Source organism: Paenibacillus mesophilus (genome assembly GCF_005938385.1).
Classification (GTDB): domain Bacteria; phylum Bacillota; class Bacilli; order Paenibacillales; family NBRC-103111; genus Paenibacillus_AB; species Paenibacillus_AB mesophilus.
In genome coordinates this window covers 1-21110 of record NZ_VCRA01000042.1, presented here as the reverse complement: position 1 = coordinate 21110, position 21110 = coordinate 1, and the positions used below count along the sequence as shown (strand labels likewise).

Annotated in this window: 20 protein-coding genes, 1 rRNA gene and 1 other RNA gene; 21 read left to right on the top strand and 1 reads right to left on the bottom strand. The window is 54.3% G+C overall.

Annotated features, from left to right (window positions below):
* Positions 1 to 109: 109 nt before the first annotated feature.
* The 4 genes from speE to argS all read left to right on the top strand — a co-directional run bounded on the left by speE (position 110) and on the right by argS (position 4548).
* Positions 110 to 937, top strand: coding sequence for a polyamine aminopropyltransferase (gene speE / locus FE783_RS34670; protein ID WP_138883980.1), 828 nt, complete (start codon positions 110 to 112; stop codon positions 935 to 937).
* A 103-nt stretch (positions 938 to 1040) separates the two neighbouring features.
* Complete coding sequence (locus tag FE783_RS34665; RefSeq protein ID WP_138883979.1) at positions 1041 to 2312, top strand: AGE family epimerase/isomerase; 1272 nt, start codon at positions 1041 to 1043, stop codon at positions 2310 to 2312.
* A gap of 152 nt (positions 2313 to 2464) precedes the next feature.
* Entirely contained in the window at positions 2465 to 2878 is a 414-nt protein-coding gene (locus FE783_RS34660) for a YwiB family protein (protein WP_158302193.1), read from the top strand.
* Positions 2875 to 4548: an arginine--tRNA ligase gene (gene argS, locus FE783_RS34655; protein WP_138883977.1), complete on the top strand. Its 1674-nt coding sequence runs from the start codon at positions 2875 to 2877 to the stop codon at positions 4546 to 4548. The genes FE783_RS34660 and argS overlap by 4 nt, the downstream gene beginning before the upstream one ends.
* A gap of 22 nt (positions 4549 to 4570) precedes the next feature.
* On the opposite strand, the gene FE783_RS34650 is transcribed toward argS, so the two are convergent.
* Positions 4571 to 5731 (bottom strand): S8 family peptidase, encoded by a 1161-nt coding sequence (locus tag FE783_RS34650; protein WP_238403361.1) that lies wholly within the window; start codon positions 5729 to 5731, stop codon positions 4571 to 4573.
* Positions 5732 to 6291: 560 nt separating this feature from the next.
* Between FE783_RS34650 and rpoE the strand changes: the two genes are divergently transcribed.
* The 17 genes from rpoE to FE783_RS34565 form a co-directional block, all read left to right on the top strand.
* Positions 6292 to 6867 carry a DNA-directed RNA polymerase subunit delta gene (rpoE, locus tag FE783_RS34645; RefSeq protein WP_138883976.1) on the top strand — a complete coding sequence of 192 codons (576 nt, stop codon included), beginning with the start codon at positions 6292 to 6294 and terminating at the stop codon, positions 6865 to 6867.
* 215 nt (positions 6868 to 7082) lie between these two features.
* Entirely contained in the window at positions 7083 to 8717 is a 1635-nt protein-coding gene (locus FE783_RS34640; RefSeq protein WP_138883975.1) for a CTP synthase, read from the top strand.
* A 314-nt stretch (positions 8718 to 9031) separates the two neighbouring features.
* A complete protein-coding gene (locus tag FE783_RS34635; RefSeq protein WP_138883974.1) occupies positions 9032 to 9424 on the top strand; it encodes a response regulator in 393 nt (130 codons plus the stop codon).
* Positions 9425 to 9604: 180 nt separating this feature from the next.
* Positions 9605 to 10459: a class II fructose-1,6-bisphosphate aldolase gene (gene fba, locus FE783_RS34630; RefSeq protein WP_138883973.1), complete on the top strand. Its 855-nt coding sequence runs from the start codon at positions 9605 to 9607 to the stop codon at positions 10457 to 10459.
* A 91-nt stretch (positions 10460 to 10550) separates the two neighbouring features.
* Positions 10551 to 11831, top strand: a complete 1281-nt coding sequence (locus tag FE783_RS34625) for a UDP-N-acetylglucosamine 1-carboxyvinyltransferase (protein ID WP_138883972.1) — start codon at positions 10551 to 10553, stop codon at positions 11829 to 11831.
* A 72-nt stretch (positions 11832 to 11903) separates the two neighbouring features.
* A complete protein-coding gene (gene rho, locus FE783_RS34620) occupies positions 11904 to 13181 on the top strand; it encodes a transcription termination factor Rho (RefSeq protein WP_138883971.1) in 1278 nt (425 codons plus the stop codon).
* A gap of 29 nt (positions 13182 to 13210) precedes the next feature.
* Positions 13211 to 14464, top strand: a complete 1254-nt coding sequence (locus tag FE783_RS34615; protein ID WP_138883970.1) for a radical SAM family protein — start codon at positions 13211 to 13213, stop codon at positions 14462 to 14464.
* A 115-nt stretch (positions 14465 to 14579) separates the two neighbouring features.
* Complete coding sequence (rpmE, locus tag FE783_RS34610; RefSeq protein ID WP_138883969.1) at positions 14580 to 14777, top strand: 50S ribosomal protein L31; 198 nt, start codon at positions 14580 to 14582, stop codon at positions 14775 to 14777.
* Between the two features lie 79 nt (positions 14778 to 14856).
* Positions 14857 to 15249 (top strand): Asp23/Gls24 family envelope stress response protein, encoded by a 393-nt coding sequence (locus FE783_RS34605; RefSeq protein ID WP_138883968.1) that lies wholly within the window; start codon positions 14857 to 14859, stop codon positions 15247 to 15249.
* Between the two features lie 63 nt (positions 15250 to 15312).
* An RNA gene (gene ffs, locus FE783_RS34600) (signal recognition particle sRNA large type) lies at positions 15313 to 15578 on the top strand.
* Between the two features lie 162 nt (positions 15579 to 15740).
* Positions 15741 to 17162, top strand: a complete 1422-nt coding sequence (locus FE783_RS34595; protein ID WP_138883967.1) for an ATP-binding protein — start codon at positions 15741 to 15743, stop codon at positions 17160 to 17162.
* Positions 17163 to 17316: 154 nt separating this feature from the next.
* Entirely contained in the window at positions 17317 to 19047 is a 1731-nt protein-coding gene (gene dnaX, locus FE783_RS34590) for a DNA polymerase III subunit gamma/tau (protein ID WP_138883966.1), read from the top strand.
* A 21-nt stretch (positions 19048 to 19068) separates the two neighbouring features.
* Positions 19069 to 19380 (top strand): YbaB/EbfC family nucleoid-associated protein, encoded by a 312-nt coding sequence (locus FE783_RS34585; RefSeq protein WP_138883965.1) that lies wholly within the window; start codon positions 19069 to 19071, stop codon positions 19378 to 19380.
* A 26-nt stretch (positions 19381 to 19406) separates the two neighbouring features.
* A complete protein-coding gene (recR, locus tag FE783_RS34580; RefSeq protein WP_138883964.1) occupies positions 19407 to 20006 on the top strand; it encodes a recombination mediator RecR in 600 nt (199 codons plus the stop codon).
* Between the two features lie 149 nt (positions 20007 to 20155).
* The gene (locus FE783_RS34575) at positions 20156 to 20431 is read left to right on the top strand and encodes a DUF2508 family protein (RefSeq protein ID WP_138883963.1); all 276 of its coding nucleotides are present in this window, start codon (positions 20156 to 20158) and stop codon (positions 20429 to 20431) included.
* Position 20432: 1 nt separating this feature from the next.
* On the top strand, positions 20433 to 20696 hold the full coding sequence (locus FE783_RS34570) for a pro-sigmaK processing inhibitor BofA family protein (protein WP_158302192.1): 264 nt from the start codon (positions 20433 to 20435) through the stop codon (positions 20694 to 20696).
* A gap of 312 nt (positions 20697 to 21008) precedes the next feature.
* Positions 21009 to 21110: ribosomal RNA gene (locus FE783_RS34565) — 16S ribosomal RNA — on the top strand; the annotation flags it as partial.

Here is a 21110-nt window from a genome sequence, read left to right as displayed (position 1 = left end):
GCGCATTTTGCATCGGCCCGTTGCATTTTTGCGGTGTTTTACTATAATACAATTTGTGCCTTGTGGTACAATGAAGGAAGCGAATTAAGGGAAGGAAGGGATGACCCTCATGGAACTGTGGTATACCGAGAAACAGACCGAGGAATTCGGCATTACGGCCAAAATCAAAGAAACCCTCGTTAGGGAGCAGACGGATTTTCAAGACTTGGCGATCATCGATACGTTGGAATGGGGCCGCATGCTCGTATTGGACGGCATGGTCATGACCACGGTGCGCGACGAGTTCGTCTACCATGAGATGGTGGCCCATCCCGCGTTGTTCACGCATCCGAATCCGAAGCACGTGCTTGTAGTCGGCGGCGGAGACGGCGGGGTCATACGCGAGGTGCTGAAGCACCCCCAAGTCGAGAAAGCGGTACTGGTCGAAATCGACGGCAAAGTGATCGAGTATTCCAAAAAATATTTGCCCGAAATCGCCGGCGAGCTGGATAACCCGCGCGTGCAAGTCATCGTCAATGACGGATACATGCATATTCATGATCATAAAAATACGTACGACGTTATCATGGTCGATTCGACGGAGCCGGTCGGACCTGCGGTGGAATTGTTCAGCCGCGGCTTCTACCAAGGCATCTACGAGGCGCTCAAGGAAGACGGCATTTTCGTTGCGCAGACGGACAACCCATGGTTCAAGGCGGATTTGATCCGCACCGTCAACCGGGACGTTCGCGAGATTTTCCCGATCGTTCGCGTGTACGGAGCCAACATCCCGACATATCCGAGCGGGTTGTGGACGTTTACGATGGGAAGCAAATCGTACGATCCGCTGCAGGTGGACGAGGCGAACATTCCCGAGATCGAGACGAAGTATTACACGCCGCGCCTGCACAAGGCCGCGTTCGCACTGCCCAAGTTCGTCGAAGACTTGATCAAATAACCTTACACCACGTCAAACCCGAAAGATGAAGGTCGCCCTTCATCTTTTTTTTCAGCTAATAAATTCCGGTGCGCATGCCGGGAAAGATGGAGGAGAATTGCCGATGCCGCGGTTGGAAACGATTGGACTGCTCGACGATTACAAACGTCATTTGTCGGATACTTTGCTGCCTTTCTGGTGGAACGATAAGGCGCTTGACCACGAGCTTGGGGGTGTGTTCACCTGCTTCTCCAACGACGGGAAGAACCGGACCAGCACGGACAAATATGTATGGTCCCAAGGAAGATTCGTATGGGTGCTCGCTCGGCTCGCCGATGCGGTGCGGCGGGGCATGCTGGAAGGCGATGCGGATGCATATTTGGCCCACGCGGCGAAGACGGTTGGCTTTCTGCGGCGTCACGCTGTCATGGATAACGGCAACTGCGCTTACTTGCTTACGCGGGAAGGCGACAAGAAGGAAGTGTACCCGGGCAAAGGGTACGACATCAGCTTGTTCGTCGATTGCTTCTTAGCGATGGGGTTTGCGGAATATGGCCGGGTAAGCGGAGATGCCGGGACGATCGCCGAAGCGCTCAGGCTGTTCGACCGCCTCGAGAAACGGATCGCGTCCGGAGATTTGCGCAGCGAGCCGTACACGCTGCCGGACGCGTTCAAATCGCACTCGATCCCGATGATTATGCTGAACGTGGCGCAGGCTGTCCATGAAGCGCTGCAAGCTTCCGGACATCCCCGGTCGGGCGAGCTTTCCTCCAGACGGGTGGCGTACGCGAATGAAATTCTTACGACGTTCTTCCAACCGGACGATACGGTGGCGGAGGTGCTTCGAGCCGACGGCAGCCGCGACGAGGATTGGGTCGTATCGCGCCACCTGAATCCGGGTCATACGCTGGAGGATATGTGGTTTGTACTGCATGAAGCGGAGAAGGAGCGGAATCCGGTCTGGATCGACCGCGTATCCCGGGCGATCAAGCGGGCTTATGCGATCGGATGGGACGAGACGTTCGGAGGACTTCTCCACTATGTCGATTGTGAAGGCGGGCCGCCGAGAGGGGCGGACCGGGGGACGGCTTTCGATGCCAACGTACTGAACACATGGGATAGCAAGCTGTGGTGGGCGCATTCCGAGGCGCTGTATACGACGCTTCTTGCGTACCGTCTGACGGGCGATGACGATTTCGCCGCTCTGTACGAGAAGACGCACGAATACGTGTTCCGGACGTTCCCGAACCCGGATGCGTCCGTCGGCGAATGGATTCAGATCCGGGACCGCGACGGACAGCCTCTCGATAAAGTGGTAGCGCTGCCGGTCAAAGATCCGTATCATATCATCCGTAATGTGCTGCTGATCATCGAACGGCTCTCCGCCGAAGCTTGACTTCTTTGGAGAGATGCTTGTTTTCGGCATAATTCGTTGAATTTCGGGACGCGGTGCGATACACTTAGGAACTGGTGCATAATGGCGCATTTATCTCCTCCATTGTGTACCAGCGTTAAATTCCAGCAAGGAAACGGGAGCGCTCGATGGCCATGAAACGGAAAGTCCGAATCCGCATCGAAAGCAAACAAGCGGGGCAAGCCCATATCCAGCACGCGCAAGGCGAGCTGTACCATATGAATGATTCGTACTACTTGCGCTATGCGGAGCCCGACTCGGACATGGGGAGGACGACCGCTACGGTGAAGTGGGACGATGAGCAGGTGAAAGTGATTCGCCATGGCGATGTCGAGTCCGATCTGACTTTCCGCTCCGGGACGCGGACGGCGGGCACCTATGCCCTTCCGCAGGGACGCATGCAATTGGAAGTGGCGACTCACGGGATCGAGCGCAAGCTGTCGGATGGAATCGGCTCGCTTGCTTGGAGCTATGACATGTATGCCGACGGCGTCCATGCAGGCAGAATTCGGTTGAGGCTAGTGATTGAGGAGGATCGTACGGAATGAACGTAATCGCACGGATTGAAGCTTTATTGCAGGAGACGATCACGCAGGCGGTCGCCGAGGCGGGCATTGCGGAACGGTCGCAAATGCCGAATATTGTGCTGGAAGTGCCCAAGGAAAAGGCTCACGGCGATTTATCCACGAACATCGCCATGCAGCTTAGCCGCGTGGCCAAGCAGAACCCGCGTCAAATTGCGGAGCGTCTCATAGAGCGTCTCGATACGAAGAAGGCATATATCGCCAAGGTCGACATTGCCGGACCGGGATTTATCAACTTTTTCATGGATCGAAGCTATTTGTACGATGTCGTCCATGAAGCGCTGGAGGCGGATGCCGATTACGGACGGGTGCCGGCAGGCGGAGGCAAGAAAGTGCAAGTCGAATTCGTCAGCGCGAACCCTACGGGGAGCCTTCATCTCGGTCATGCGAGGGGAGCGGCCGTAGGCGATGCGCTCTGCAATGTGCTCGACTTCGCCGGCTATGACGTCTCCCGAGAATATTACATCAACGACGCGGGCAATCAAGTCGACAACTTGGCGCGATCGATTGAAGTCCGGTACTTGCAGTCGCTCGGCCGCGACGCGGAGATGCCCGAGGACGGCTACTACGGCGAAGATATCAAGCAATTCGCCCAAGAGCTGATGGACAAGGAAGGCGACAAGCTCGCCGCATTGTCCGAAGCGGAACGCCGCGCCTATTTCAAATCGTACGGACTGGAGAAGGAGCTTGCCAAAATCAAGCGGGATTTGGCCCGTTTCGGCGTAAACTTCGATGTTTGGTACAGCGAAACATCCTTGTACGACACCGGCAAAATCGCCCCCGCCTTGGAGCAGCTGCGGGCGAACGGACACATTTTCGAGGAGGAAGGGGCGACCTGGCTTCGGACGACGCCGTACGGCGACGACAAGGACCGGGTGCTCATCAAGAACGACGGTAGCTATACGTACTTGACCCCGGACATCGCCTACCACCGTACGAAGTACGAACGGGGCTTCGACGAGATGATCAACATCTGGGGAGCGGACCATCACGGATATATTCCGCGGGTGAAAGCCGCGATGGCCGCACTCGGCTTCGATCCGGACAAGCTGACCGTACTGATCGCCCAGATGGTAAGTTTGTATCAGAACGGCGAAAAAGTAAAAATGTCGAAGCGTACGGGTAAAGCGGTTACGATGGAGGATCTGATGGACGAAGTCGGGGTAGACGCCATCCGCTACTTCTTCACGATGCGCAGCAACGACTCCCATCTTGATTTCGATATGGATTTGGCTATTTCCAAATCGAATGAAAACCCCGTATTTTATGTCCAATATGCCCATGCGCGGATTTGCAGCATTTTCCGTCAGGCGGAGGAACAGGGCGTAACCGTACAGCCGCACGGCCAAGTCGATCTGTCCGCCCTGCAGACGGAGGCCGAGTTCGACCTGCTGCGCAAAATGGGAGAGCTGCCGGCCGAATTGGCCGAAGCCGCCGCCCAATATGCCCCGCACCGGCTTATCCGGTACGTGTACGAGCTGGCGTCCCAGTTCCACAGCTATTACAAGGCGGAGCGGGTCATTACCGATCGTCCGGAGCTGACGCAAGCCCGTCTTGCCCTGCTTGCCGCGTTGCGGATCGTCATCCGCAACGTGCTCAAGCTGGTAGGCGTATCCGCGCCGGCAAGCATGTGACGGTGTCCGTCCGGGCGAAGCTTTACGAACCGAGGTGACGCAGCACCCGGGCGGCGTCGATTTCGCCGCCCTTCGTTCCGGCGCGGGATTTCAAGCCGGACACGGGATTCGACGTTTTTTGCAGCAGCGATTTGATTTCGCTGGGCTTCAGTCCCGGCTTAACGGCCAGCATGAGGGCGATCACGCCGGAGACGTGCGAGGTGGCCATCGAAGTACCGCTGAGCTCCATATATTTGTGCTGCAGCCAGGTCGATTTGATTTTCTCGCCTGGCGCGTACAGATCGATCGATCTGCCCCAGTTGCTGAACGGGGCTATTTTTTTGTTCGCCGCCGTAGCGCCGACGGAGATGACTTGGGAAAACCGCGCAGGATAGTCGATCGACGAAGTTTTACCTTCGTTGCCCGAGGAGGCGACCACGACGATTCCCATCCTGTTCGCGTTCCGGACGGCCTCGTGCAGCGATCTGCTGCGGTTTTTCATGCCGAAGCTCATATTGATAATATGCATACGGTTGCGGACACACCAGTCGATGCCGAGCACGATGTCCGACACGTAGGCGGTTCCGTTCTGGTCGAATGCTTTGACGGGATGAATGACGGCATGAGGCGCCACGCCGACAAGGCCCGAATCCTGGTTGGAGGCGGCGATCGTTCCGGAAATGTGAGTGCCGTGGCCGTTGTCGTCGACAGGCAGCAAGCTGCGGTGCAGCAAATTGATGCCGCGGGAAATACGTCCCCTCAGATCCGGATGCAAATAATCGATGCCGGTATCGATGACGCCGACCCGGATGCGGCTGCCGCGCGTTTCTTTCCATGCTTCCGGAGACTTGATCTGGCGAACGCCCCAAGGAATGGACGGCCCGGTTTGACGCAGCGCCGCCGACTGCTGCATGTATTTGGCATGCGGCGCATGCACGCGGAGTGGAATATCTTCTTCGATGAGGCGAATGCTCGGGTGTTGAAGCGGCGCGAATCCCGATTTCAACGAGCAGGATATCGCATGAATGATTTTAATCGGCTGGATCGTCGTTTTGACGGGGAACAGTTCGTTGGCCTTTTCGAATGCAGCCAGAAAGCGGCCGTACGCCAGCTTGTTTTTGAAATGGATAATGTGGCGCTTCGCCGATTTCGGGGACGCCCCGATCGCTTCGCGCAGCATATGCAGCAGCGCCGATTCGCTCAAATGAATTCCCTCCCCTACTCCTAAAGGAACTTTAACGGAATTACCGCCTGACTGACGACTGTGCTTTGTGGACCGGCAAAAGTCCCGGTCGTCAGAGAGCAGGTACGTTATTCCGTTAAAGTTCCTAAGTCCGTTACGTGATATGATATGAACCTGTACGATCCGCCCGTATGAGATTAGCGCCTTTTTTCGCAAAAGTTAGGCTGGCGGTTGTGTCAACGATACGAAGTACTCATAGTATGAGTTAAGGGCACCTCCGGGCGCTCTTGTCGCATGCAAGGTGATGAATGGTCGTCATCGGCCTTGCGGATACAGTCCAAGCGGAAGCCGTTTTTGGCTTCCGTTTTTGTGTTTGGGCGAAATCGGACCAAGCTTCGGAGGCATTCTTCACTTTTGGGGGACTTTTGGGGCGGGCGCAGTTGCATTTTTGTATAAAATAGGTTTTACTTAATGAAGATAATGGGCATTTTAGTGAAAGGGTCATCTCTTGGCGGCTCGATCAGCCAGGGAGATACAGGATCGGTTGTCATCAGACCACGTTGGAAAGGAAGTGTCAGGCCATGAGCAGCCCCTATACGCTGAAAATCGATGCGGAACAGGCTAAAGAAATGCCGATGGTCGATCTTGCGTTCGAAGTGTTGAAAGCGTCAAAAAACCCGTATTATTACCGGGACCTGATGCAGGAAATAGCCAAAATCAAAGGCTTGACCGACGATCAAGTGATGCAGGTCATCGCGCAGTTATATACGGAGATTAATATAGACGGAAGATTCGCGTGCGTAGGCACGAACCTGTGGGGCCTGAAGCGCTGGTACCCGGTCGAGAAGTCCGAGGATTCGGTCGGCAATTCCAAGCATCCGAGAATCATCAACGACGACGACGACGACGATTATTACGCCGAGGAAGAGGAAGCCGAAGAGGAATACGAGTCCTACGAAGGCGAAGACGAGTTCAGCGGCGAAGAGGAAGAAGACTTCTATCAGGACGAAGAAGCGATCGACGACACCGAGATGGAGGAAGTCGAAGGAGAGATCGCCGAAATCGACGAAGAGGCGGAAGAGGAAGAAGACTTCGAGGACGGCGAAGAAGGCGAAGAAAGCGAAGAGGAAGAAGACGACGAAGACGACGATAAATAACCGGCGTTCCCGATCGGAATTATGGATTTGGCGAGATAATCGCCGTCCCTTGACAGTCTCCCGGCTACCGGGTAAACTATGTTTTGGGCTATAGATTTACAATTCGTCAACGAATCCGACTAAAGTGCCCCGTCTCGGCGGGAGTCACTTTTATTTTTTTTGCCCGGGGCTGTCGGGCGTACTTGCTTTCCAGACTTGAACGGAGGTTTACAAACGTGACCAAGTATATTTTCGTAACAGGCGGCGTCGTTTCTTCGCTCGGTAAAGGGATTACCGCTGCGTCCTTGGGGAGACTGCTCAAAAACCGGGGGCTCAAGGTAACGATTCAAAAGTTCGACCCGTACATTAATGTCGATCCCGGCACGATGAGCCCATACCAGCACGGCGAAGTATTCGTTACCGACGACGGAGCGGAAACGGACCTGGACCTCGGCCACTACGAACGTTTTATTGATATTAATTTGTCCAAGACGAGCAACGTAACAACGGGGAAAATTTACTCGTCCGTCATCACGAAAGAGCGCCGCGGCGAATATTTGGGCGGAACCGTTCAAGTCATCCCGCATATTACGAACGAAATCAAAGACCGCGTATTCCGGGCGGGCCGCGAGACCCAATCCGACGTCGTCATTACGGAAATCGGGGGTACCGTAGGCGACATCGAGAGCTTGCCGTTTCTTGAGGCGATCCGCCAAATCAAGAGCGACATCGGCCGCGATAACGTGATGTACATTCACGTCACGCTTATTCCTTACTTGAAGGCGGCCGGGGAAGTGAAGACGAAGCCGACCCAGCACAGCGTTAAAGAGCTGCGGAGCATCGGCATTCAGCCGCAGGTGATCGTGTGCCGGACGGAGCATCCGCTCGCCGAAGACATGAAGCGCAAGCTGGCATTGTTCTGCGATATCGACCCGGAAGCGGTCATCGAGTGCCAGGATGCGAGCACGCTGTACGAAGTGCCGATGATGCTCAGGGAGCAAGGGCTGGACGACATCGTCGTCAAGCATCTGAAGCTCGATGCGTTCAAGAATCCGCCGAATATGACGGAGTGGGAACGTCTCGTAGCCAAGGTGAAGTCGCTTAAGAATCGTACGGAAATCGCCATAGTAGGCAAATACGTCGCTCTTCACGACGCTTATTTGAGCATTGTGGAGGCGCTCGGACATGCCGGTATCGACTGCGACACCGAAGTGGAGATCCGCTGGGTCAACGCGGAAGATATATACGAACATAATGTCGCCGAGCTGCTCAGGGGCGTGCAAGGCATTCTCGTACCGGGAGGGTTCGGGGACCGGGGGATCGAAGGGAAAATTTCGGCGATCCGCTATGCCCGCGAGAACGGCGTACCGTTCTTCGGCATTTGCCTCGGCATGCAGGTAGCGGTCGTGGAATATGCCCGTTCCGTAACCGGCTTGGACGGAGCGAACAGCTCGGAGATTCATCCGACTACTCCGTATCCGGTCATCGACTTGCTTCCGGAGCAAAAGGATATCGAAGACTTGGGCGGTACAATGCGCCTCGGCTTGTATCCGTGCAAAATCGCCGAAGGCTCTCTCGCGATGAGATGCTACGAGGACGAGCTCGTGTACGAGCGTCATCGCCACCGGTATGAATTCAACAACGAGTACCGGGAAGTTTTGGAGTCCGCGGGGCTGAAAATTTCCGGCACCTCTCCGGACGGACGACTTGTTGAAGTGATCGAGCTGCCGGGCCACCCGTGGTTTTTGGCGGTGCAGTTCCATCCGGAATTCACTTCCAGACCGAATCGGCCGCAGCCGTTGTTCAAGCATTTTGTACGGGCCTCCATGGAGATTGGGGTACGGAAGCAGGAAGAATCGGCAGTCAAATAAAAGGAAATATCTACGTTCGAAGCATCGGGCCGCCCGCCCGGTGCTTTTTTCGTTCATTAACTTTTTTGTAAATCCTTACAACTTTCTTCGCGAAGCAGCAGGATTCTTGTAATCGGTATCGAATTTGAATTAAGAACTCGAAAGATTGGCGTATGTGGATGGATGTTTCAAGGGCAGAAGACCGCCGAATAGCGGAAGCATGTCCGGTTTTCGAAAATCCGGGTTTCGATGCCGATGAACAGGCGGATGCCGAGGCGGGCACGGGCGTTTTCTAAAAGGCTTTGTTCAGGCAAAGTTGTGAGGAGGTTTGATGATTGGATAAGAAGAAAGTGTTGATTGTCGACGATCAAAACGGCATCCGGGTATTGCTGGTTGAAGTGTTCAGCAACGAAGGATACAATACGTTTCAAGCTCCCAACGGCAAATTGGCTCTCGAAATCGTCCGCAAAGAATCCCCCGATCTGGTGCTGCTCGACATGAAAATTCCGGGCATGGACGGCTTGGACATTTTGAAGCATATCAAACAGATCGACACGAGCATCAAGGTCATTATGATGACCGCGTACGGAGAGCTCGACATGATTAAGGAAGCGACCGATTTGGGGGCGCTGACGCATTTTACGAAACCGTTCGATATCGATGACCTGAGAATGGCAGTTAATAAAGAGCTGCGCTCCGGTTCGCCGAGACTCGCGATAGGATCCTAGCAGGATCCTTTTTTGTTTCCCCGCTCACCGGTTTCGCGGGGGACTTTCGGAGCCCGGAAAGCCGGAAGCCATCGGGGAAGCCGGCGGGGAGCAGGTTACCATTTCACGGACGAGTATGCTATAATAGATCAGTATTGCACTCGGATCTCAATTCATGAAGAACGTTTAGGAGGAACGACAATGCCACTTGTTTCGATGAACGAGTTTTTGCCGAAAGCGAAAGCGAATAAATTCGCGGTCGGTCAATTCAACATGAACAACCTGGAGTTTGCACAAGCGATTACGGATGCGGCCATCGAAGAAAATTCGCCATTCATTTTCGGCGTGAGCGAGGGCGCCCTGAAATATATGGGCATGGAATATACCGTAGCGATTGCTGAAGCGGCGGCCAAGAAATCGGGATTGCCGATCGCGCTCCATCTCGACCACGGCAGCAGCTTCGAAGTAGCAATGAAATGTATCCGCGCCGGCTTCAGCTCCGTTATGTTCGACGGCTCCCATTACACGCTTGAGGAGAATATCCGTTTGACCAAGGAAGTGGTCAAAGCCGCTCGCGCCATGGGAGTTTCCGTCGAAGGCGAGCTGGGTACGATCGGCGGCGTCGAAGACGATATCAGCGTCGACGAAGAGCATGCCAACTTGGCCAAGCCTGAGGAAGCGATCCGCTTCTACGAAGAAACCGGCGTTGACTGCCTTGCCATCGCGGTAGGTACGGCGCACGGCATGTACAAAGGCGAGCCGAAGATCCACTATGACATTATCGAGAAGGTAGCCAAAGCCATTCCCGTGCCTATCGTGCTTCACGGCGGTTCCGGCGTGCCGGACGAAGCGATCCGTCTGTCGATCACGGCCGGCGTAGGCAAAATCAACGTGAACACCGAGAATCAGGTCGCATGTACCGATGCGATCCGCGAAGTGCTGGCGAAAGACTCGAACGTATACGATCCCCGCAAATATTTGACGCCTGCGCGCAAAGCTATGGTTGAGGTCGTTAAATCGAAAATTCGTTTGTTCGGCAGCAGCAACCAAGCGTAAATTTTGCGAAGGCGGGAAATTCACCGACATGTGCCTTCCGGTGGGTTTCCCGTTCTCTTCTTGCGCAACAGGTAAGGGGGAATTGACGGGAATGACAGGAAAACTCATGGTCGCAGGGGGCCGTCCGCTTCGCGGAACGGTCACGGTCAGCGGGGCAAAAAACAGCGCGGTTGCATTGATTCCTGCGGCGATACTGGCGGAGACGACGGTAGTGCTGGATAATCTCCCGATCATCAGCGATGTCGGCATTTATACGGAATTGCTTACGGAGCTGGGAGCGAGTGTGGAACGGAGCGGCGATCAGATGATCATCGATCCGAAAGCGTTGAAATCGGTACCTATGCCGAACGGCAATGTCAAGAAGCTTCGCGCTTCGTATTATTTGATGGGAGCGCTTCTCGGAAGATTCGGGGAAGCGACGATCGGACTTCCCGGAGGCTGCAATTTCGAGCCAAGACCGATCGATCAGCATATGAAAGGCTTTGAAGCGCTCGGAGCGGAAGTGCGCAATGAATACGGCAGCCTCCACATTCGGGCGAAGCAGCTTCGCGGAGCGAAAATTTATTTGGACGTCGTCAGCGTTGGGGCGACGATCAACATCATGTTGGCGGCTTCCCGCGCCAAAGGTATCACTTTGATCGAAAATGCGGCCAAAGAGCCAGAAATTATAGATGTAGCCACTCTACTCAACTCGATGGGAGCCAAAATCAAAGGAGCGGGCACCGAAACGATCCGGATCGAAGGGGTCGACTCGCTGCAAGGTTGCAGGCATTCCATTATTCCCGACAGGATTCAAGCAGGCTCTTACATGATCGCGGCAGCGGCCACCCGGGGAGATGTCGTTATCGACAACGTCATCCCGAAGCATTTGGAGGCTTTGACTGCCAAGCTCCAGGAAATGGGCGTCCACATCTACGAGATGGACGAATCGATTCGCGTCGTCGGTCAGCCGGAATACGAAAGCGTCGACGTGAAAGCGCTCGTCTACCCCGGATTTGCCACTGATCTCCAGTCCCCGATGACCAGTCTCCTCACGCAAGCGAAAGGCGTCAGCATCTTAACCGATTACGTGTACAACAACCGCTTCAAGCATGTTCCCGAACTGATCCGGATGGGTGCCAAAATCAAAGTCGAAGGACGCTCGGCCATTATAGAAGGCGGCGTACTATCGGCTGCGAAAGTAAGAGCTACCGATCTTCGCGCGGGAGCGGCATTGTTTACGGCGGCTCTGACGGTGCCATCGGGTGTGACCGAAATTAGCGGAACCGAGTACATACACCGGGGTTACGAGAATTTGGTGCCGAATTTGCGCAATTTGGGAGCGGAAGTATGGGAAGAAGAGAGCACGGAGCTGACGGCAGCGCGAGAATAGATTGAAAGAAAAACGGAAATGCTAGATTTTAATGCCCTTCCGAATTAAAGAATAGTGTGGTGGATGAATAATATGGATATGCATCTGGCGCAGCTGGAGCAGTTGAAGTTGACCGACTTGTACAAGTTGGCGAAAGAACATCAAATTACGGCTTACGGCCAAATGAAGAAGAAAGAACTGATTTTTGCCATTTTACGAGCCCAGGCCGAAAAGGGCGGTTTGATGTTCATGGAAGGCGTGCTCGACGTTTTATCGGAAGGGTATGGGTTTTTAAGACCGATCAACTATTTGCCCAGTGCGGAAGATATTTATATTTCGCAGTCGCAGATTCGCAAATTCGATTTGCGTTCCGGTGATAAAGTATCGGGCAAATGCCGGCCGCCGAAAGAAAACGAACGGTACTTCGGCCTGCTTCAGGTCGAAGCGGTTAACGGCGAGAAACCGGAAACGGCCGCGGAACGGCTGCACTTTCCGGCTCTGACCCCCCTTTATCCTCAAACGAAGTTCGTACTCGAGACAACGCCCACAAATCTTTCAACCCGAATTATGGATTTGTTGAGTCCGGTAGGCATGGGTCAGCGCGGCTTGATCGTAGCTCCTCCGAAAGCGGGGAAAACGCTTCTTCTGAAAGAGATAGCCAACAGCATCTCGCTCAACTATCCCGAGGTGGAACTGTTCGTGCTGCTGATCGACGAACGTCCGGAGGAAGTGACGGACATGCAGCGATCGGTCAAGGCGGAAGTGGTCGCCTCCACATTCGACGAGCTGCCCGAGAACCATATCAAGGTAGCCGAGCTGGTGCTCGAACGGGCGCAGAGGATGGTAGAGCACAAGAAAGACGTCGTGATTTTGCTGGACAGCATCACCCGGCTGGCGCGGGCGTACAATCTTGTTATTCCTCCATCGGGAAGAACGTTGTCCGGGGGTATCGATCCGAGCGCTTTCCACCGTCCGAAGCGGTTTTTCGGAGCGGCGCGGAATATCGAGGAAGGCGGAAGCTTGACCATTCTCGCGACGGCGCTGGTCGAGACCGGCTCCAGAATGGATGACGTTATCTACGAGGAGTTCAAAGGAACCGGCAATTTGGAGCTGCACTTGGACCGCAAGCTTGCGGAACGCCGTATTTTCCCCGCGATCGATATCCGCCGTTCGGGTACGCGGCGTGAAGAAATGCTGCTGACCAAAGAGGATCTCGATAAAATTTGGGCGATTCGCAAAAATATGAACGATTCGCACGATTTCGTCGACGCATTTCTCAAAAAGCTGGGCGATACCAAAACGAACCGCGAATTTCTCGATACGCTGGAGGCGAAGCCTGACGGCAAACGCGTCAAAAATTCCGCTTCCTGACCAATTTTGCGATAAAAGAGGGACATCTCATGCATCTGGTATATGCGGACGAAACGGGCAACGTATTCGACCATCCGGAATGGACCGGGCTCGGCCGCAGCGGCGACATGATAACGGAGATTTGGGAGGACGAGCTGATTCCGCTGCCGGAAGGGGCCACTTTGGTCAGCTTGCCGAATACGCGGGCTATCGGCTGGAACGAGAGCACGGAATCGATGGAGCGGCTGGACGGGGCTTATTCGGCGGTCGGCGCTCTTCTCCCTCAAGGTTATACGAGATTGCTGCTTCCCGGCTATGTAAAGACCGATAAGACGCAGCTGCTGCCTTTGTTCGGCTATACGGCAGTCGTATGGAAGGACGGACAGTTTTTCGTAGCGGCCAGACAGTCCGATAACCCGGAGCCATGGAATCCGAGAAATTGCGACACCCGCGAGCTCGGCTTAGGAGTCGAGCGGCTGCTGCAAACGTATCCGGATAACCGGCTGTATCAGCATTTGTCGAAATGCGCCCTGGAATATGAATGCTTGACCGCGTCCAACACGTTCCTATCCCGATTGGAAGGTGCCGTTCCGGTATCGTTCTCCTGCAATGCGGGATGCTACGGCTGCATATCCGAGCAGCCCGACGACAGCGGATTTCCGGCACCCCAAACCCGGATGAATTTCAAGCCGACCGTCGACGAGATCGTGCAAGTGATGCTGGAGCATCTTCGCACTCCGGAAAGCATCATCAGCTTCGGCCAAGGCTGCGAAGGGGAACCTTCCACTCAAGCGAAGCTGATCGTGGACGCGATTCGCCGTGTCCGTGAGCGGACGGACATCGGTTACATCAACATCAACACGAACGCCGGACTATCGGATCATATCCGGGCTATCGTCGATGCGGGGCTTGACTTGATGCGGGTCAGTACGATCAGCGCGCTGGACGAGCACTACAATGCGTATTACAAGCCAAGAGGATATACGCTTGCGAATGTCGAGAAATCGCTCACCTACGCCAGCAATAAAGGCGTTTATACGTCTATCAACTACTTGGTGTTTCCGGGCGTAACCGACCGGGAGGAAGAAATCGAAGCGATGCTCGGGTTCGCCAAGCGGACCGGCTTGAAATTGATTCAGCTGCGCAATTTGAATATCGATCCGGAAGGATACTTGAAGCTCATTCCGAAGCCGCAGGGCGATCTGTACGGGATGAAGAAGATGATCGAAATATTCGAATCGGAGCTGCCTGACGTAGTAATCGGCTCTTATACGCATGTGCCGCCTCAGCCGGCGGCCAAATAACGGGAGTACAACAATTCAGTTGCACAAAGCGCGACGAGCATGATATAATGCCGTCATATGTCCATATAACTCTGGGTCACCAATGAGACTCAGGGCGGAAAGAGGTGAAAGGATCATGAAAACAGAAATTCAACCGAAATATTTCGTGACGAACGTAACTTGCGCTTGCGGAAATACGTTCGAGACGGGTTCCATCAAGCAAAATCTCCGTGTGGAAATTTGCTCCGCATGCCACCCGCACTTTACCGGCAAACAGAAGTTTATCGATGCCGGTGGTCGTGTCGATAAATTTAAGAAAAAATACGGCATCTAAGCTTAGCAAGTGCCGTGATAATGACGTGAATACAACAACCTCTCTTGGTCATCCTATACCCAAGGGAGGTTGTTTCTTTATGACATACAAACCGCTGCGACTTGTCGCGGCCGCGCTGCTGCCCGTTCTGCTGGCTGCGGCTTGCGGAACCGCGGGCGGGGGAACGACGAATATGAAATCGTACGGCAATGACGGTTACTTGGGCATAACCAATACGAATCCGAATTTGCAAACGGGGCCTTCTTACCATACGTATCAAGTCGATACGGATATGATGCGGAGTGCGGTCGTACCGATCCCGGGGGTACGCAAAGTGCGTATCACGACACACGGCACCAATGCGACCGTGCGAATAACCGCTCCGCAAGGAGCGTCGGATGGGGAGCTGGAGCGGATCCAGAGCGAAGCGCTGCAAGCTCTTCAGCACGCGGTCCCCCGGTACGATTTTAAAGTGACCGTTCGAAACGAATGATTGGATGGCGTGCCAAATGATGAAGGTTGCGGATTGAAGGACAATCCGCTATACTAAGTATTACCGTGCTAGACGGGGAGGTAGCGGTGCCCTGTACCCGCAATCCGCTATAGCGGGGTTGAATTCCTGTTCTCGGTCTTGTCGATGTGAGGTCTGACTTCTATACGAAGCGTTGACGGTCGGGTCCTCCGCAATGGGCGCTTGTGAACCCGGTCAGGTCCGGAAGGAAGCAGCCGTAAGCAAGATTGCTCATGTGCCGGAGGGGCGCCTGACTCGAGCTAACCGGTAGAGGTTCCGCTCGGATCGCAAGGTCAACGACAGGTGCACGGTTTTAAACCATATCGCTGAATATTACCAACATACACCGGGTGAACGAATGTCGTTCATCCGGTGTTTTTTTCTGGAAGGAAAAAACAGTTCCGAGTAGAATTGTAATACTAAGGGGGGCCGGGCTACAGGCGTCTGGTACAAAAAATAAAAGGTGGTATTGCATGGACATGTTCCGGATCACGATGCCGTCTCCGCAAAGCTATATCCGAAGTCTTGGTGCGGTTTCGGCCGCCGTCTTTGATGAATGCGGTATAATTGTCGATTGCAATCGGCAGTTTTCCGTATTGTTTAACGGGAATTGCGATTTAGGCAAAACCTCCTTATCGGAGCTGCTTCCCGAGGAAAAGAGTCCGGAAGCTCTGCGCCTCCGCTGCGAGAACGGTCCGGAAGCGGGCGAAATGACGGAGGTTACGGTTAATTCCGGCCACGGCCATACGACCGTAATGCGGTGTTCGTTTCTGAATGCCGAAAACGGGCAGCGGAAATGGTACGTACTCGTTCTGCACGATCGGGAGGTGTCCGGCGAGTTAAGTCTTCTGCAGCAGTTCTCGGGTACATTCGTTAAGGACGTCAACCTGGGTGTGCTGCTGGTAAACAACGAGTTTCAGCTGGTGGACATAAGCGAGCTCGCCTGCTCCATTCTCGGGATCGATCGGCAAAGTTCCATTAACCGCCCGATGGAAGACATTTTTCAATCGGTACCCAAGGAGCATCAGCTTGTTCAGCGCACCCTGCTCGATGGCGTGCTGGTGCGCAACCACGCCGTTTCATGGACGAACAACCGGGAACGGTACGAGCTTCTGATGGACTCCAACCTGCTTCGGGACGAAGCGGGGAACGTCGTAGGGGCGTACGTCATCTTCAAGGACGTTACCAATCTAAGGTCGCTCGAGATGCAAGTGCAGCGCAGCGACCGGCTGGCGATGATCGGGCAGATTGCGGCCGGAACCGCTCACGAGATCCGCAATCCGTTGACATCGATCAAGGGCTTCCTGCAGGTGTTGAACCGTACGTTTTATCAGAACGGGATGGAACGGGAACAGGGCTACACCGATTTGATGCTGGGTGAAATCGACCGGATAAACGAATTGGTCAACGAATTTTTGCTGCTAAGCAAGCCCAAGAACGTAACTTACGACAAAATTGACATGTCCTCCGTGATCCGGGATATTTTGCCGATCATTAACAATCAGGCCGTTCTGCACAATGTGACGATCCAATACCAGTCCGTCTATCAAATACCGAAAATCGTCGCGGACCGCGAACTGCTTAAGCAGGTATTCATTAATTTATGCAAAAATGGAATCGAAGCGATGGTGCAGGGGGGGACATTGACGATTATTGAAAGGGTCGAATACCGCGAACGTAAAATTCACGTCGAGGTGCATGATGCGGGACCCGGCATTCCGGCGTTTCTGATCGATAAAATATTCGATCCTTTTTTCACCACGAAAGAAAGCGGCACCGGGCTCGGCCTTTCCGTATGTCAGCGCATTATCCACGATATCGGGGGGAGCATACGCGTTTCTTCGAAAGGATACGGTACCACGTTTACGGTAAGTATGCCGTTCTCTCCTAGCTGACGGGTCCGTTGGTCAAATACGAGCGGTATGGTGTATAATAAGAACAGCTTGGATCGAAGTTTATCGGGGATGCGATGTTCTTGTTTGACCTTAACTTACAGTAAACGATAAGTAGAATGCCAAGCCATAACGCGAATACGGTGGGAGAGACGGAATGGCGCACATTGCCTTATACCGGACGTGGAGGCCGCAGGCTTTCCGCGATATCGTCGGACAAAAGCATATTACCCAGACGCTGCAAAACTCGCTGCGCGAAGGACGGCTTACTCACGCCTACTTGTTCAACGGTCCGCGGGGAACGGGGAAAACCACGGCCGCCAAAATATTGGCCAAGGCGGTCAACTGCGAGAGAGGGCCTTCGGAAGAGCCTTGCAACGAATGCTCGGCATGCCGGCGCATTACCGAAGGGGCCGTCATGGACGTAGTGGAGATCGACGCCGCCTCGAACCGCGGTGTGGAAGAGATCCGGGACATTCGGGAAAAGGTGAAGTACGCCCCGACCGAAGTGCGGCAGAAGGTGTACATTATTGACGAGGTGCACATGCTCACAACGGAAGCGTTCAACGCGCTGCTGAAAACGCTCGAGGAGCCGCCCGCACACGTCATGTTCATCTTGGCGACGACGGAGCCTCATCGTCTGCCGGCCACGATCATTTCCCGCTGCCAACGTTTCGACTTCCGCAGAGTGCCGCTGGACGAGCAGGTATCGCGCCTTACGTACATATGCGGGAAGGAGAACGTTACGGCGGAGCCGGAAGCGCTCCAATATGTGGCCCGCTTGTCGGACGGAGGCATGCGCGACGCGCTCAGCCTGCTTGATCAGATTATCGCCTATACCGGGAATCACGTTACGCTGGAGGAAGTGCTGGGAATTACCGGCGGGATCGGACTGGAGCAGTTCGGACGTCTTGCGGAAGCGGTCGTAAACCGCGATGCGGGAGCGGCGCTGGCGTGTATCGAGCTCATGATGCAGGCGGGCAAGAGTGCCGAGAAAAGCATGGAGAACCTGCTCTATTATTTCCGTGACGCGCTTATGCTCAAGCTGGTGCCGAACGCGGAGGAATGGACCGACCGGATTACCGATGCAGGCGCTTTCCGGAATATGATCGGCTCGTTTTCCACCGAACGGCTGTTCCATATTATGGACGTATTGAACCATTACCAGGCGGAGATGAAATATTCCGCGCAACCGCAAACGATATTCGAAGTAGCGATACTTAAGCTATGTACTTCGCCGGAATCCGCCGCTCCGCAGCAGGCTCAGTCGTCTGGCGCGCCGGATAAGAACGAGAGTGCGGAGATCGCTTCTCTGAATCGGAAGATTTCACAGCTGGAGCAGAAGCTGGATCAGCTGCTGAAAAACGGAGCCGCCGCTTTACCGGGCAAGGAAGCGCCTGCGAGATCGGCATCGCCCGGTCCGCGCGCTTCGTCGGGGGCCGTAAGCATCAAGACCGGAATCAAGCTGGATCCGTATGTGCCTCACGCGAATTCGCCGGATTTGAAGCAAGCGCTTGGGAAATGGGGGCAAGTGCTGCAGCAGGTCAAGGAGCGGCGTATTACCGTTCACGCGTGGCTGGTCGATGGCGAACCGGTCGCAGCTACCGATGACGCTTTGCTGCTCGTGTTCAAAAGCGCCATGCACAGAGAAACGACGGAGAAGCCCGCTCACAAGGAGCTCATCGAGCAGGTGATGCAAGAGCTGCTGGGCAAACCGTACAGGCTTGTCACGGCGATGGCGAAGGATTGGAAAGATGCGCAGGCCGGCTCCGTCGAGCAGCCGGAAGTGATGCGGATGGAATCGCCCGACCCGGCACAGCCGGGAGACGACATTGTGGAAGAAGCGATCAAATTATTCGGAGAAGATTTGGTCGTCGTTAAAGAATAATTCGGAGAGGATTGATTCGACATGAACAATATGCAGCAAATGATGAAGCAAGTGAAGAAAATGCAGGAGCAAATGCTGAAAGCGCAAGAGGAGCTGGCCACTAAAACGGTCGAAGGAAGCGCAGGGGGCGGAGTCGTTACCGTAACGGCAACCGGACAACGCAAAATTACGAATATCGTCATCAAGCCCGAAGCGGTTGACCCGGAAGACGTTGATATGCTGCAGGATCTCGTGCTTACGGCCGTCAATGACGCGCTGACGAAGGCCGAGCAGCTTGCGGAACAGGATATGGGCCGTTTGACGGGCGGCATGAAGCTGCCCGGCATGTTTTAACTTGAACGCAAAGGAGTCGTTCGCTTGTGTTTTACCCGGAACCTATCGCCAAATTAATAGACGCCTTCTCGCGGTTGCCGGGGGTAGGACCCAAGACGGCCGGCCGGCTGGCTTTTCACGTGCTGCGGATGAAAGAGGACGACGTACTTGATTTTGCCAAGTCGCTCGTAAGCGTCAAACGGAACCTGCATTATTGTTCGGTCTGCTGCAACATCACGGATGTCGACCCTTGCCGGATATGCCAGGACAAAACCCGTGACGGTTCGGTCATTTGCGTCGTGCAGGAGCCCAAAGACTTGGTTGCGATGGAGCGGATGAAGGAGTTCCACGGCTACTATCACGTGCTGCACGGTGCAATTTCGCCTATGGAGGGTATCGGACCCGACGAGATCCGGATTGCCGAACTGTTGAGGCGGCTCGGCGACGAGAAGGTGCAGGAGCTCATTTTGGCCACCAATCCGAACGTTGAAGGCGAAACGACGACGATGTATATATCTAAGCTCGTCAAGCCGTTCGGTCTGCGGGTTACGAGAATAGCCCACGGACTTCCGGTAGGCGGAGACTTGGAGTACGCCGACGAAGTGACCCTTTCCAAGGCGATGGAAGGGCGCAGAGAGTTATCCTGAATATAGAGCCGGGCGGAAGAGGTTGCGATTCCGCTCGGCTTTTTTCGTTTTGTGGAGCTGTGTTTTGTTCTAATTGTTCTAATCTTCGTCTCATCCCCATATGTTTCAAATAAGCTGAACGCTGTTATTGGAATAGGGATGAGGGAGTGATGGACATGCTATGGCGAATGTTTTGGCGGAAACGAAAAATGGATGACCCGCTGTTGAAGGACAAGCAGGCACTGCTGGAAGAAATTCGCGTCGCTCAAATCGAATGGCAGCATGCGCTGCAAAGATTGGATTACGCGTCCGACCAGGATCAGATCGATTACGCCATCTTTGCCCTGGAAGCGGCGGAGAAGCGATACGAGATGCTGCTGAAATGCGCCAAGCGCATGAACGTTCATGCGCTTCACATCGGCATGGGCAGAGCGGCGGGAGGCTGACATGCATTACGTTTGGCTCGGATTGCTCATTGCTTCTTCCGTCTTCCTGGCCATTACGCTCTTGCGTCACAGATGGTCTTGGCATTGGCTGGGATATGCCGTCATGCATGTAGTCGTGGCCGCATTTTTGCTATATTTTATCAACTTGGCAGGTTCCTATTTCGAATTTAAGATTCCGGTCAATGTCCCGACCGTGGCCACGGTGCTTATACTTGGCGCGCCCGGACTGCTTATGCTGATCGGCTTGAAAGTCGTCTTGTTCTAGAGGCGGCGGTCCGTGTGGAATGTTGTAAAAAATTCCACTTGTTTCGGGCCGCCCGGCGTGGTATATTGTTATTCCGCCCATGCGGCGGTGTACCACTAGAAAGAGTCGTTGAAACAAAAAAGCAAAAAAAAGCTTGCAGAAAAGTAGGCGGTTGTGGTATATTAAAGAGGTCGCCGCAAAACGGCGAAAAATGACGAAAGTCATCGATTGCTCCTTGAAAACTGAACAACGAGCGTGCAAGTGAAGGTCTCGTTAGAGACCACAACAAGCTAGTCAAGTAATGAGCAATCAGCTCATCTAATAAGCAACACCTTATTGGAGAGTTTGATCCTGGCTCAGGACGAACGCTGGCGGCGTGCCTAATACATGCAAGTCGAGCGAGGCCTTCGGGCCTAGCGGCGGACGGGTGAGTAA